The 13,815-nt window shown below is 74.6% G+C and carries 8 protein-coding genes; 5 read left to right on the top strand and 3 right to left on the bottom strand.

What is annotated here, in order from left to right:
* Positions 1-38: 38 nt before the first annotated feature.
* Genes RCG67_RS07270 through RCG67_RS07260 form a run of 3 tightly spaced genes read right to left on the bottom strand, consistent with a single transcriptional unit; the run spans position 39 to position 5,220 of the window.
* Positions 39-3,539, bottom strand: coding sequence for a DUF3376 domain-containing protein (locus RCG67_RS07270; RefSeq protein WP_368825489.1), 3,501 nt, complete (start codon positions 3,537-3,539; stop codon positions 39-41).
* A gap of 59 nt (positions 3,540-3,598) precedes the next feature.
* On the bottom strand, positions 3,599-4,567 hold the full coding sequence (locus tag RCG67_RS07265) for a bile acid:sodium symporter family protein (RefSeq protein ID WP_368825488.1): 969 nt from the start codon (positions 4,565-4,567) through the stop codon (positions 3,599-3,601).
* A complete protein-coding gene (locus tag RCG67_RS07260; RefSeq protein ID WP_368825487.1) occupies positions 4,561-5,220 on the bottom strand; it encodes an MBL fold metallo-hydrolase in 660 nt (219 codons plus the stop codon). The genes RCG67_RS07265 and RCG67_RS07260 overlap by 7 nt, the downstream gene beginning before the upstream one ends.
* A gap of 331 nt (positions 5,221-5,551) precedes the next feature.
* Between RCG67_RS07260 and RCG67_RS07255 the strand changes: the two genes are divergently transcribed.
* From RCG67_RS07255 to uvrC, 5 genes are all read left to right on the top strand, one after another.
* Positions 5,552-6,115: a MarR family winged helix-turn-helix transcriptional regulator gene (locus RCG67_RS07255; protein ID WP_368825486.1), complete on the top strand. Its 564-nt coding sequence runs from the start codon at positions 5,552-5,554 to the stop codon at positions 6,113-6,115.
* Positions 6,112-7,863 carry an MDR family MFS transporter gene (locus RCG67_RS07250; RefSeq protein WP_368825485.1) on the top strand — a complete coding sequence of 584 codons (1,752 nt, stop codon included), beginning with the start codon at positions 6,112-6,114 and terminating at the stop codon, positions 7,861-7,863. The genes RCG67_RS07255 and RCG67_RS07250 overlap by 4 nt, the downstream gene beginning before the upstream one ends.
* An 86-nt stretch (positions 7,864-7,949) precedes the next feature.
* The gene (gene uvrA, locus RCG67_RS07245; RefSeq protein WP_231738401.1) at positions 7,950-10,913 is read left to right on the top strand and encodes an excinuclease ABC subunit UvrA; all 2,964 of its coding nucleotides are present in this window, start codon (positions 7,950-7,952) and stop codon (positions 10,911-10,913) included.
* The gene (locus tag RCG67_RS07240) at positions 10,910-11,605 is read left to right on the top strand and encodes an HAD hydrolase-like protein (protein ID WP_368825484.1); all 696 of its coding nucleotides are present in this window, start codon (positions 10,910-10,912) and stop codon (positions 11,603-11,605) included. Before uvrA ends, RCG67_RS07240 begins: the two co-directional genes overlap by 4 nt.
* 8 nt (positions 11,606-11,613) lie before the next feature.
* Positions 11,614-13,662 (top strand): excinuclease ABC subunit UvrC, encoded by a 2,049-nt coding sequence (gene uvrC / locus RCG67_RS07235; RefSeq protein ID WP_368825483.1) that lies wholly within the window; start codon positions 11,614-11,616, stop codon positions 13,660-13,662.
* Positions 13,663-13,815 lie beyond the last annotated feature (153 nt).

Raw genomic sequence — 13,815 nt, 5'->3', positions numbered from 1 at the left:
CCGGTGAGCGCTTCCCCCGGCCCGCACCACTGGTCGGCTCACCGGCTCGGCAGCAGCTCCTCACCGGGGCCGAACCGCCGCAGCACGGCCTCACCGGGCGCCCACCACAGCACGGCCGCCCAGCCGAGCACCGCCCCGGCCACGGCCGGGAGATCGGCCCGGAGCGTCCCGGGCCCGCCCGCCCAGGTCCACAGCAGCCAGGCCGCGGCGCCCCCGAGGGCCGCTGCGGCCGCCGCGACGGCCAGGGCCGGAACGGGCCGCACCCATCCCGCGAGCAGCAGCGCGCCCGCCACGAACAGGGCCAGGGCGAGCAGGCCGGCCCGCGGTCCGGCCCCGGCCGGCACCCGGTCCACGAGTCCCGTCATGGCGGCGCCGGCCCACACGGCCACCGCCGAGAGCACCACGAGGGCCGCGCGCCCGACCTCGTCCACGCCCCCGCGGCCCGGCACCCGCACCGCCAGGACGGCGGCCAGGCGCTCCAGGCCGAGCGCGGCGAGCACCAGGAGCAGGGCCGCGGCGGCGCGCCGGGACGGCACGGCCGCCCAGAGCGGGAGCAGCAGGGACAGCGCGGCCGCCCCCAGCAGGGCGGCCCGCCGCAGCGCGCGGCGGCGGGCCGTGGCCACGTCGTCCGCCGTGACGGCCGGGACCGCGGTCCCCGCGGGCCCGGTGCGCGGGGGCGGCCGGACCCCGGTGGCGTCCCGGACGGCCGCCCACCGCCGCAGCGCGCGCCGTCTTGTCCGGACGAGGGACAGCACCAGCGCGGCGGACGCTGCGGCGAGCAGCACGGTGCCCGGCCAGGACCAGGCCGGACCGGCGCCGGCGACCGGGCCCGTGGCCGGCCACAGCCCGGCGGCCAGCACCACGGCGACCAGCGCGGTGCGCACCGGGACGACCACCGCGGGCAGGAGCACGAGCAGGGGCTGCAGCACCAGCAGCACCACCTCCCAGGCGGGCCGGGGCAGGTCCGGGGTGCCGGCCAGGGCGCGGCCGAGCACGCGCACCCCGCGAGAGGCCAGTGAGAGGCGGTGGCCCGGGGCCAGCCGGTCCAGCCCGTCGGCGCCCGCGCCGACCGCCGCCCGGCCCCGTGCGGCGGAGCCGTCGCCGAGGTCCCGCAGCAGGCTGGTCTGCAGGCGGGCGACGGCGGGGGCGTCCGTCGTCGAGCTCGTGCCGCGAGGTCCGCCGGCCGCGCCGGCCGCCGCACCGGTCGCCGGGGCGGCGCCGGGCGCCGGCAGGCCGCGCAGGAATTCGGCGACGCCGGCCGCCGCGTCGAGGCGGCCCCACCACCAGTCGTTGGCCCGCCAGTCCCCGGCCAGGAACCCCCGGAAGTTCAGCAGCCCGGCACCGGCCAGCTTGGCGCCGGCCGGTATCCGGTCGTCGTCGGCCGTGAGCAGTCGCGCGAGCTCCCGCGGCCCCGCGCCCCGCGCGTCGAGGGCCTGCTGGAGGCGGTCGCGCACGAGCGAGTCCCGGAGGGCGGCGTGCGCGGCGGGCTCCGCGGGGGCCTGGTCCCCGCGGATCTCGCCGTAGGCCACGGGGGACACTGCGGCGGGGATCCCGGCCGCGGCCAGGAGCGGGGGCAAATCCACGGCGCCCAGCGCCGCGTCCCCGGCGGGGATCCTCGACCAGGGTGACGCCGCCCAGACCTCCCGCCGCCCCGCCCGTTCCGGGCCGTCGGCGTCCAGCTGCTGCGCCACCGCGGGGTGCAGGCGCCGCAGCCCGTCCACGACCGCGTCGAGCTCCGCCCAGGAGCCCGCCGCCGAGCCGGCGGCGGCCGCGCCCAGCCAGGGGCCGACGGCCGCCGCCGGTGCGGCGGCGGGGTCCGCGAGGGCGGCGAGCACGGCGTGGAACCGCCGGTCGCGCTGGTGGCGGGCGGCCGTCAGCACCCGGTAGGCGCGCTCCCGGGCCCCGGCCGCGTCGAAGTCCCCGGCCGGGCCCGGCAGGCCGGCGAGGCCCAGTTCCTCCAGGACGCGCACCCAGGACAGCACGCAGGACGCGGCGTCGAACAGCGCCTGCGCTCCCCGCAGCACCGCCGCGGCGGAGGGCTCCTCGAGCGGGCCCCGGGAGAGCGCGTCGTAGCGCCGGAGCAGCTCCGTCCGCAAGGGCTCGAGCGCGCGGGGCGGCCGGGCCCGCAGGGCGTCGCGCCGGGCCGTGGTCGAGGTGAGCTGCCACTCCGCGGGGCGGGTCAGGAGGCGGGACAGCAGGTCGGCGTCGGCCCGGGCCCGGTAGCGGAGATAGCCCCGGCGGCGCTCCTCGAGCGCGGCCCGGTCCCAGGAGTCGATCAGGGCCGCGAGCGGGTGCAGGCGGCCCCGGGCCACGAGCTGGGCGTCCAGGTAGTCGGACAGGGCCAGCACCTCGTCGTCGTCCGACTCCCGCCGGGGCAGCCGGGCGGCCGTCGCGGCGAGCGTGCCCACCAGGCGCGGGAGGTCGCGCTCGAAGGGCACGCGCGGCTCGTGGTGGGGCGGGTCCGGGTCGAGGTACAGCAGGCCCCGGTCGGCGTGCCGCAGGGACGTCCTGGTGCGAGCGGCCTCCAGGGCCCGGTCGATGGGGATGTTGTCGAACACGCCGCCGTCGACCACGTGGTAGGGAAGCTCCGCGGGCTCCCGGTGCGCGCCGAACGCGTGGCTCAGGTCGGGGCGCCCGTCGGCCGGGCCCGGTGCCCCCCGGGGGCCCGGGGTCGGGGCGGACCACACCGAGGCCGGTTCGAAGGCGCCGGGGAAGGATGCCGTCGCCCGGGCCGCGTAGGCCAGCCGGGAGAGGGCCGCGGCGGCCTCCCCGGGCGCGGTGTCCCGCGCCGGGATGTCGTTGTCCAGGAGAGGGACGGGGACGCCGGGCTCCCGCGACGCGAAGTGGAAGTCGCCGCGCCCCTCCGCCGTCGCGCTGTAGGGGGAGGGGTCGCTGTCCAGGACCGTGGCCGAGAGCTCCACCGTGACGTGCTCCGCGACCAGGTCCGGGTGGTGCTCCGCGCTGCCGTGGAGGGACCGGAGCGCCTCGAGCAGCCGCGGCCACAGGTAGTCGTCCCCGCGCAGCATCGAGTCCACGGGGCGCCGGCCGAGCGGGCGCAGCAGGCGGTCCAGGGCGCCGTGCTCCGCCCAGATCCGGCCGAGGGCGTCCAGGTCGGTGCCGGCGCGCTGGGCCACCGCGTGCACCACGCCGTTGAGCCCGCCGGCGCTGGCCCCGGCGAGGAGGTCGAGCTCCACCCGGTCGTAGCCGGCGTCCGCGAGCAGCCGGGCGTACACCGCCGCGCGCTCGGCCAGCCGGGGATCGGCCTCCTCCGCGGGGTGCAGGAGCACCGCGTGCAGCCGGCCCGCGCCGTCGCGGAGAAGGCGGATCCGGCGCAGCACGTCGAGCTCGGCCACCGCGCCGCCGATCCACACGGCGAGGCTCACGCCGCCGCGCATGGCCAGGGCGAGCCGGAGGGTCCGGCCGAACGCCGGTTCCCGGCCCGCGCTCACTTCGTCGAGCGACTGCGAGGGCGGTACCAGCGTGACCGGCAGATCAACGACGACGTCCTCCGGATCCGCGCTCGCCGGCGGGGCCGTCACGGTCGGCGGGAGCCGGTCCGCCGCCGGGGCGTCCGCCCGGTGCCCAGGTCGAGGACGGCTCAAGCGCTGATGCGGCGGGCGTCGGCACGGCGGCAGAGCACGGCGAACAGCGCGCCGGAGAGGTTGTGCCAGACCGAGAACACCGCGGCGGGCAGGGCCGCGAGCGGGTTCATGTACTGGGCGGCGAGCGCGGCGGCCAGGCCGGAGTTCTGCATGCCGACCTCCACCGCGGTGGTGCGGCGCACGGCGATCGGCTGCCGCGTCACCGCGCCCACGAGGTGGCCCAGGGCCAGACCCAGGACGTTGTGCAGGACCACGGCCGCGAGCACGAGCAGGCCGGCCTCCACGATCCGGTCGGCGCTGCCCGAGACCACGATCGCCACGATCAGGGCGATGGCCGCGACCGACACCCACGGCAGGACGGGCAGGGCGCGCTCGACCAGGCGCGGCGCGAGCAGGCGCACGGCCAGGCCCGCGACGACGGGCAGGAGCACGATCTTGGTGATCGACCAGGCCATGGCCCCGCCGTCCACCGGCAGGTACTGCCCGGCCAGCCAGAGCGTGAGCAGGGGAGTGAGCAGCGGGGCGAGCAGCGTGGAGAGCGAGGTCATGGCGACCGACAGCGCCACGTCGCCGCGGGCGAGGTAGGCGACGACGTTGGAGGCCGTGCCGCCGGGCGCGCAGCCCACCAGGATCACGCCCGCGGCGAGCTCCGGCGGCAGCCGGAGCAGGAACACCACGAGCAGCGCCACGAGAGGCATCACCACGTACTGCGCCGCGACGCCGAGCAGCACCGGCAGCGGCCGCCTGGCCACGAGCGAGAAGTCCACGGGCCTCAGGGTCAGGCCCATGCCGAACATGACCACCCCGAGCAGGGGGTTGATCCACCCGGTCAGTCCGCCCACGGCGCCGGGGGCCAGGAACCCCACGAGCCCGCCCACGATCACGAGGACAGGGAAGATCAGGACGGCGGTGTAGGCGCTCCGTTCGGGGGCGGTGGTCCCGGTCGCGGGACCGGCGTTCACCATCCGCGGGCCCGCCACTCGTCGAGGTGCGGTCGCTCCGCTCCCAGCGTGGTGGGCTTGCCGTGGCCGGGGTGGACCACGGTGTCGTCGTCGAAGCGCTCGAAGACGCGCTCGGTGACGTCGTCGATCAGCTGCCGGAAGTCCTCGGGGCTGTCGGTCTTGCCCACGCCGCCGGGGAAGAGGGAGTCGCCGGAGAAGATGTGCGCCGGGCCCTCGGGGTCGCGGTAGACCAGGGCGATCGAGCCCGGGGTGTGCCCGCGCAGGCCGATGACCTCGAGGTCGAAGCCGTCGAACTCGGCGGTGTCGCCGTCCTCGAAGGTCAGGTCCATGGGCACCGCGATGTCGGACTCGTCGTCGGCGCCGCACGCCGTCATGGCCTCGGAGCGGGAGCGGACCTCCTCGAGGGCGCGGACGTGGTCCCAGTGCGAGTGGGTGGTGATGATGAGCTGCAGGTTGCCGTAGGCGTTCGAGCAGTCGCCGTTGCCGGCGCCCACGAGACCGGCGATCGCGCGGGCGTCGTCGGCCGCGTCGATGAGGACCTGCGTGCCCTCGTCCTTGGACGTGAGGAGGTAGACGTTGTTGTCCATCTCGCTCACGGAGATCCGGCGAATCGTGACCTCGGCGAGGTCGGTGACCTCCGTCTTCGTTGCGATCATGAGCACGAAGGTACTCCCGTGCCCCGGTGCTGGCCAATCGCGGGGACCGGCACGGTCCGGCCGGTGGGCACGATCGGCTCCGCGGGCCGCCTTCAAGGGGCTCCGGCCGCCCGGTAACGGGCCGCCCGCTGTGTCCGACGGCACGGGATCTGCGGTTGTCCTCGGCGCCGCACCCGGATACAGTTGCGTGCGGCAACAAATTATTCGGGCATCCGGTGGCACCACGCCTGCGTCGTCGTCGACGCGGCTCCCGCGACCCGCGGGGGAGTGCGGACCGGGTGCCCCGTCGTCGTTGTCGTCCCGAACCGTCCCGATCCCGGAGGAGCCCCTGTTGCCCGTCTCCCACGACACCGCCGTGGAGCTGGTGCGCGACCTGCTCGAGCTGCAGCGCGTCATGAAGCGCGTGACCAAGACCGACTCCGGCGGGCGCCGGCTCAACCCCACGGCCATCGCCCTGCTCTACTACCTCGACGGCAACGGGCCGCGCCGGGCCACGGTCATGGCCTCCGAGACCGGGCTGGGCCCCTCGGGGCTGAGCCGCCAGCTGGCCGTCCTCGAGGACGAGGGCTACGTGGAGCGCACCCCCGACCCCGACGACGGTCGCGCCGCCCTCGTGGCCATCACGGAGCGGGGCCGGGACCAGGTCCGTGCCGTGCTGGAGGAGGACGCCCAGCGTCTCGCCGCGCGGCTCGAGGGCTGGGACGAGGAGCAGGCCCGCACCAGCCGGGGCGCCATCAACGAGATCACCACCGTCTTCCTGACCTCCCTCGGCGTGGAGCGCACCACGTCCTGCCGGGGCCCGCAGGAGCAGGACCGCCCCGGGGCGGTGCCCGGCGCGGACGACGCCGGCCAGGAGCACGCAATCCGAGAGCACGAGGAGCCGACCGCACGATGACGTCACAGCAACCGACCGCCGCACCGGGCGGGGGGACCGGCGCCTCGCACCAGGACGTGCTGCGGGCGCTCACCGGGATCCTCTCCGTGTTCTTCATGGCGATGGTCACCCTCACCATCATCGGCACGGCCCTGCCGGTGATCATGGCCGACCTCGGCGGGGACCAGACCTCGCTGTCCTGGACGGTCACCGGCACCCTGCTCGCCAACGCCGCGACCACCCCCGTGTGGGGCAAGCTCGCCGACCTCTTCGACAAGAAGAAGCTGCTGCAGCTGTCCATCGTGATCTTCGTGCTCGGCTCCGGCATGGCCGGGCTGGCCCCGACCGTGGAGTTCCTCGTGCTGGCCCGCGTGGTCCAGGGCGTGGCCATGGGCGGGATCATGGCCCTGGCCATGACGATCATGGGCACGATCATCCCACCCCGGGAGCGGGGCCGCTACGCCGGCTACATGGGCGCCGTGATGGCCGTGGCCACGTCCGCCGGCCCGCTGCTCGGCGGGCTCATCGTGGACCTCTTCGGCTGGCGCTGGGTGTTCCTCATCCCCGCCCCGCTGGCCGTCCTGGCGGCGGTGCTCGTCCACCGCACCCTGCACATCCCGCCGCAGGCGCCCCGGAAGGTGAGCATCGACTGGCTCGGCATCGCCCTGCTGATCGTCTCCGCCTCCGCGCTGCTGCTGTGGGTCTCCCTGGCCGGGCAGCCGGGCATGTTCGAGTGGGTCTCGCCGACCTCGGCGGCCCTCGTGGCCACCGCGCTCGTGGGCACCGTGCTGTTCGTGCTCGTGGAGCAGCGCGCCGCCGAGCCCGTGCTGCCCATCCGGGTGGTCACCGAGCGCACCACCGCCCTGGCCATCCTGGCGGCCATCGCCACCGGCGGGGCCATGTTCGCCTCGACCACCTACCTGGGCCAGTACTTCCAGCTCGGCCAGGGCTTCAGCCCGACCATGGCCGGGATGCTGATGCTCCCGCAGGTGTTCGGCTCCCTCGTGGGCGCCACGGTCGCCGGGCAGCTGATCACCCGCTACGGGCGGTGGAAGATCATCCTGGTGGTCGCCGCGGTGCTCATGTCCACGGGCCTGTTCCTCGCCGCGACGCTCACGCACGACACCGCGCTGTGGGCCGTGAGCGTGTTCATCTTCCTCGTGGGCCTGGGCATCGGCGCGCTGAACCAGAACCTGGTCCTGGCCGTGCAGAACACCGTGGGGCTCAAGGACATGGGCGCGGCGTCCTCCTCGGTCGCCTTCTTCCGCACCATGGGCGGCGCCGTGGCGGTCGCCGTGTTCGGCGCCCTCATGAGCGCCCACCTCGCCGGGCAGCTGGCCGAGAGCACCCGGGCCCGCGGCGGGGACCCCGCCGCCGTGGACAGCCCCACCATGGACCTGGAGTCGCTGCCCGCCTCCGTCGAGGGCGTGGTGCGCGAGGCCTACGGCACGGGCACCGGCCTCGTCTTCCTGGTCGCCGCCGCCGCGTCCCTGGTGACCCTGCTCGCGGTGCTCCTCATCAAGGAGGTCCCGCTGCGCCGCACCGTGGACATCGTCGAGGTGGACCCCGCCACGGGCCGGCTCAAGGTCGTCACCCGCACCCTCGACGCCCGCGAGATCCGGCGCCGGCAGCAGGAAGAGGAGGCCGGCCGGGATCCCGGGACGGCCGAGGACGGCGCCACCGGCTCGCCGGGCGGCTCCTCCGCCGGGGGCGCGGCGGGGGAGCGGGTCCGCGAGGACACCTCCACCGGCCCCGTGGACCGGGTGTGAACCCGCCCACGGACCCGGTCCCGATGTCCGGGCCCGGTACTAGAGTGGAGGGCGTGTCTGAGCCGATCCCCACGTCCACCCTGGTCATGAGCCCGTCGACCGAGCCCTCCGAAGCCCTCGACGGTCCCGTGACCACCGCCGCCGCCCGGACCGCCCGCCGGTCCGACCTCACCGAGATCGTGGTGCAGGGCGCGCGCGAGCACAACCTCGACAACGTCTCGCTGACCGTGCCCCGGGACGCCATGGTCGTGTTCACGGGGCTGTCCGGCTCCGGGAAGTCGTCGCTGGCGTTCGACACGATCTTCGCCGAGGGCCAGCGCCGCTACGTCGAGTCCCTGTCCTCCTACGCCCGGATGTTCCTGGGCCGGGTCGACAAGCCGGACGTCGACTTCATCGAGGGCCTGTCCCCGGCGGTGTCGATCGACCAGAAGTCCACCTCCCGCAACCCGCGCTCCACCGTGGGCACCATCACGGAGATCTACGACTACATGCGCCTGCTGTGGGCGCGCGTCGGCCACCCGCACTGCCCCGAGTGCGGCGAGGCGATCGAGAAGCAGACCCCGCAGCAGATCGTGGACCAGCTCCTCGAGATGCCGGAGAAGACCCGCTTCCAGGTGCTCGCGCCCGTGGTGCGCGAGCGCAAGGGCGAGTTCGTGGACCTCTTCCAGGAGCTCACCGCGAAGGGCTTCTCCCGCGCCACCGTGGACGGCGAGACGGTCCAGCTCTCGGACCCGCCCAAGCTCAAGAAGCAGTACAAGCACACCATCGAGGTGGTCGTGGACCGGCTCGTGGTCAAGGAGGGCATCCGCCAGCGCCTGACCGACTCCGTCGAGACGGCGCTGGGCCTCGCCGAGGGCCGCGTCGTCGTCGAACTGGTGCCCCGCACGGACGAGGAGATCGCCCACCCGCTGGAGCTGCGCCGCCCGTTCTCCGAGAACCTCGCGTGCCCCAACGAGCACCCCCTCCAGGCCGACGAGATCGAGCCCCGGTCCTTCTCCTTCAACGCCCCGTTCGGCGCGTGCCCGGAGTGCGACGGCATCGGCTCCCGGCTCGAGGTCGACGAGGAGCTCGTGGTCCCCAACCCGGACCTCTCCCTCGTGGAGGGCGCGATCGCCCCGTGGTCGCTCGGCAAGGCCACCAGCGAGTACTGGAACCGCCTGCTCGCCGGGCTGGGCCAGGAGCTCGGCTTCGACCTCGTCACCCCGTGGGGCAAGCTGCCCGCCAAGGCGCGCAAGGCGATCCTCGAGGGCAAGGACTACCAGGTCACCGTGGCCTACCGGAACCGGTTCGGCCGGGAGCGCCGCTACACCCAGGGCTTCGAGGGCGTGATCGGCTACATCAAGCGCAAGCACGCCGAGACGGAGTCGGACAACGCCAAGGACCGCTACGAGCAGTACATGCGCCAGGTGGCCTGCCCGGCCTGCGACGGCGCGCGGCTGAACCCCACCATGCTCGCCGTGACCGTGGGCGGGAAGAACATCGCCGAGACCACCCGCATGCCCATGCGCGAGGCGCACGCCTTCTTCCGGGACCTCGAGCTCAGCACCCGCGAGGCGAAGATCGGCGAGCAGGTGCTCAAGGAGATCCAGTCCCGTTTGACGTTCCTCGTGGACGTGGGCCTGGACTACCTCAACCTCGAGCGCGCCGCCGCGACGCTGTCCGGCGGCGAGGCCCAGCGCATCCGCCTGGCCACCCAGATCGGGGCCGGGCTCGTGGGGGTGCTCTACGTCCTGGACGAGCCGTCCATCGGCCTGCACCAGCGGGACAACCGCCGGCTCATCGAGACCCTCACCAAGCTGCGGGACATGGGCAACACCCTGATCGTGGTCGAGCACGACGAGGACACCATCCGCGAGGCCGACTGGATCGTGGACGTCGGCCCCGGCGCCGGCGAGCGCGGCGGGCGCGTGGTGCACTCCGGAACCTACGAGGAGCTGCTCGCCAACGAGGGGTCCATCACCGCGGACTACCTCTCCGGCCGCCGGGCCATCCGGGTGCCCGCGCAGCGGCGCGCGATCGACCGCAAGCGGATGCTCAAGGTCGTGGGCGCCCGGGAGAACAACCTGCGCGGCATCGACGTCTCCTTCCCGCTGGGGGTGCTGACCGCCGTGACCGGGGTCTCCGGGTCCGGGAAGTCCACGCTGGTCAACGACATCCTCTACACGTCGCTGGCCAACACCCTCAACGGGGCCAAGCAGGTCCCCGGCCGGCACAAGCGGATCGACGGCGTGGACCAGCTGGACAAGGTGGTGCACGTGGACCAGAGCCCGATCGGCCGGACCCCGCGCTCCAACCCCGCCACGTACACGGGGGTGTTCGACCACATCCGCAAGCTCTTCGCCGAGACCCCGGAGGCCAAGGTGCGCGGCTACCAGGCCGGCCGGTTCTCCTTCAACGTCAAGGGCGGGCGCTGCGAGGCGTGCTCGGGCGACGGCACGATCAAGATCGAGATGAACTTCCTGCCGGACGTCTACGTCCCGTGCGAGGTGTGCAAGGGGGCCCGGTACAACCGGGAGACCCTCGAGGTGCACTACAAGGGGAAGACCATCGCCGAGGTGCTGGCGATGCCCATCGAGGAGGCCGCCGAGTTCTTCAAGGCGTTCGGCCCGATCGCCCGGCACCTGAACACCCTCGTGGACGTCGGTCTGGGGTACGTGCGGCTCGGCCAGCCCGCCACGACCCTGTCCGGCGGCGAGGCCCAGCGCGTGAAGCTCGGCGCGGAGCTGCAGAAGCGCTCCAACGGCCGCTCCATCTACGTGCTGGACGAGCCGACCACCGGGCTGCACTTCGAGGACATCCGCAAGCTGCTGCTCGTGCTGCAGGGGCTCGTGGACAAGGGCAACACCGTGATGACCATCGAGCACAACCTGGACGTCATCAAGTCCGCCGACTGGATCGTGGACCTCGGCCCGGACGGCGGCTCGGGCGGCGGCCAGGTCGTGGCCGAGGGCACCCCGGAGCAGGTGGCCCGGAACACGGACAGCCACACCGGCCGGTTCCTCGCCGAGGTGCTCGCCGAGCGCCCCGCCCCCGCGGGGGCCGGCCGATGAGCGCCCCCGTGGTGCTCTGGGACCTGGACGGCACCCTCCTCGACCCGGCCGGGGCCATCACCGGGGGCATCGCCCGCGCTCTGGCCGAGCACGGCCACGCCGTGCCCGAGGACCTGCGCCGATTCGTGGGGCCGCCCGTGGGCTTCTCCCTGCGGACCTTCACCGACGTCCCGGAGGACGAGATCCCCGCGGTGGTCGCCTCCTACCGGGCCCGCTACCGCACCGAGGGACTGGCGCAGACCCGGATCTACCCGGGGGTGGAGGAGCTCCTGGAGCGCCTGCACGGCGCCGGGGCGCGGATGGCTGTGGCCACGCAGAAGCCGGAGCCCACGGCCGAGCTCGCCGTGGCACGGTTCGGGCTGAGCCGCTGGTTCGAGACCGTCTCGGGGGCCGCCGACGACGCCGCGGCCGCCCCGCGCGACGGACAGGCCCACGACAAGCCGGCGATCATCGGCGAGGCGCTGCGCCGGCTCGGCGTGGACGCCCCGGACCCCGCGCGCACGGTGATGATCGGGGACCGCCGCTACGACGCCGAGGGCGCACTCGCCCACGGCATCGACTGCCTCGGCGTCGCGTGGGGCTTCGCCGACGAGGACGAGCTGGGCACCGGCTTCGCCGCCGTGGCCGAGGACGCCGCCGAGCTCGGGGAGCTGCTGGCCCGGTACACCTCCCCGGCCCCGACCGGCCGCTGAGGAGGACCGTGGCCGACCCCGAGAGCTACCGCCCCGCCCGCCAGGACATCCCGACCGCCCCCGGGGTCTACCGCTTCCGCGACGAGTACGGGCGCGTGGTCTACGTGGGCAAGGCGAAGAACCTGCGCAACCGGCTGAGCTCCTACTTCGCGCCCCTGCACGCCCTGAGCCCCAAGACCCGCGCCATGGTCACCACCGCGGCCGGCGTCGAGTGGACGGTGGTGGGCAGCGAGCTGGAGTCCCTGCAGCTCGAGTACACGTGGATCAAGGAGTTCAAGCCCCGGTTCAACATCGCCTACCGGGACGACAAGTCCTACCCCTACCTCGCGGTGACCATGGCCGAGTCCGTGCCCCGGGCCCAGGTGGTGCGCGGGGAGAAGAAGAAGGGCAACCGGTACTTCGGCCCCTACTCCCAGGCCTGGGCGATCCGCGAGACCCTCGACGCGCTGCTGCGCGTCTTCCCCGTCCGCACGTGCTCCAAGGGCGTCTACCGGCGCGCCGAGCAGTCCGGGCGCCCGTGCCTGCTGGGCTACATCGACAAGTGCTCCGCCCCCTGTGTCGGGCGGATCTCCGCGGAGGACCACTACGCCCTCGCGGAGGACCTGTGCCGGTTCATGGCCGGGCACGCGACGCCGTTCATCAAGGAGCTCGAGCGGCAGATGCAGGAGGCCGCCGCGGCCATGGACTTCGAGACCGCCGCCGCGCGCCGGGACGACATCGCCGCCCTGGAGAAGGCCTTCGAGCGCAACGCCGTGGTGCTCTCCGACAGCACCGACGCCGACTTCTTCGCCCTCGCCGAGGACGAGCTGGAGGCCGCGGTCCAGGTCTTCCACGTCCGGGGCGGCCGGATCCGCGGCCAGCGCGGCTGGGTCACCGAGAAGGTCGAGGAGGCCGACGGCGGACGCCTGCTCGAGCAGCTGCTCGAGCAGGTCTACGGCGAGACCGCCGCGGACGCCGCCGAGAGCGCCCAGGCCGCCGCGCCCCCGTCCCCGGGCGGGTCCAAGCACCGGCCCGCCGCGGAGGCCGCCTACCGCGAGGACGCCATCCCGCGCACCGTGCTGCTCTCCGAGCCCGCCGACAGCGCCGACCGGCTCGAGGAGTGGCTCTCGGGCCTGCGCGGGTCCCGCGTGTCGATCGCCGTCCCGCAGCGCGGGGAGAAGGCGCACCTGATGGAGACGGTCCAGGAGAACGCCCGGCAGGCCCTCAAGCTGCACAAGTCCCGGCGGGCCGGCGACATCACCACCCGCTCCGCGTCCCTGCAGGAGCTGCAGGAGGCGCTGGACATCCCCGTGCCGCTGATGCGCATCGAGTGCTACGACATCTCCCACGTGCAGGGCACCAACGTCGTCGCCTCCATGGTGGTCTTCGAGGACGGGCTGCCCAAGAAGTCGGACTACCGGAAGTTCTCCGTCACGGGCGAGGCCGCGCGGGACGACACCGCGTCCATGTACGACGTCATCTCCCGGCGCTTCCGCCGCCACCTCGAGGAGCAGGCCGAGCGGGAGGCCGCCGGGCCGCGCACCGGCGAGGTGGACGCGGGGGCCGAGGCCCCCGAGCGGGCCCGCTTCGCCTATCCGCCCAGCCTCGTGGTGGTCGACGGCGGGCCCCCGCAGGTCGCCGCCGCCGCCCGGGCGCTGCAGGACCTCGGGATCGAGGACGTGCACGTGGTCGGCCTGGCCAAGCGGCTCGAGGAGGTCTGGGTGCCGGACGACGAGTTCCCCGTCATCCTGCCGCGCGCCAGCCAGGGGCTGTACCTGCTCCAGCGGATCCGCGACGAGGCCCACCGCTTCGCCATCACCTTCCACCGCAAGAAGCGCTCCTCCGCCATGACGGTCTCCGTGCTCGACGAGCTGCCCGGGGTCGGCCCCGCCAAGCAGAAGGCGCTGCTCAAGCACTTCGGCTCCGTCAAGAAGCTCCGGGCCGCCCGGGTGGAGGAGATCGAGCAGGTCCCCGGTTTCGGGCGCACCCTGGCCGAGAAGGTGGCCGCCGCGCTGCAGTCCGCCGACGACACCGCCGCCCCGGCGGTCAACATGACCACCGGCGAGGTGCTCTCCTGAGCGCGGGGCCGCGTCCCGCCGCGCGGCGGCACCCCGCGGACTTCGTTAGGCTGGGGCGGGACCGCCGCGCGGGCCCCGCCGCGACCGGTGCACCGGTCGACGCGGATCCGCCGCAGCGGGCACGGCACGCCAGGCGCAGGGCAGGACGACGGG

It is taken from the genome of Kocuria cellulosilytica, from assembly GCF_040981245.1.
In the GTDB taxonomy this organism is placed as follows: Bacteria; Actinomycetota; Actinomycetes; order Actinomycetales; family Micrococcaceae; genus Kocuria; species Kocuria cellulosilytica.
This window is presented reverse-complemented; position numbering and strand designations above follow the sequence as displayed.

Bases quoted from the DNA above. Each gene is read 5' to 3' on its own strand.
- RCG67_RS07265 (WP_368825488.1), bottom strand. From the start codon at position 4,567: ATGGTGAACGCCGGTCCCGCGACCGGGACCACCGCCCCCGAACGGAGC.
- RCG67_RS07260 (WP_368825487.1), bottom strand. From the start codon at position 5,220: ATGATCGCAACGAAGACGGAGGTCACCGACCTCGCCGAGGTCACGATT.
- RCG67_RS07250 (WP_368825485.1), top strand. From the start codon at position 6,112: ATGACGTCACAGCAACCGACCGCCGCACCGGGCGGGGGGACCGGCGCC.
- uvrA (WP_231738401.1), top strand. From the start codon at position 7,950: ATGAGCCCGTCGACCGAGCCCTCCGAAGCCCTCGACGGTCCCGTGACC.
- RCG67_RS07240 (WP_368825484.1), top strand. From the start codon at position 10,910: ATGAGCGCCCCCGTGGTGCTCTGGGACCTGGACGGCACCCTCCTCGAC.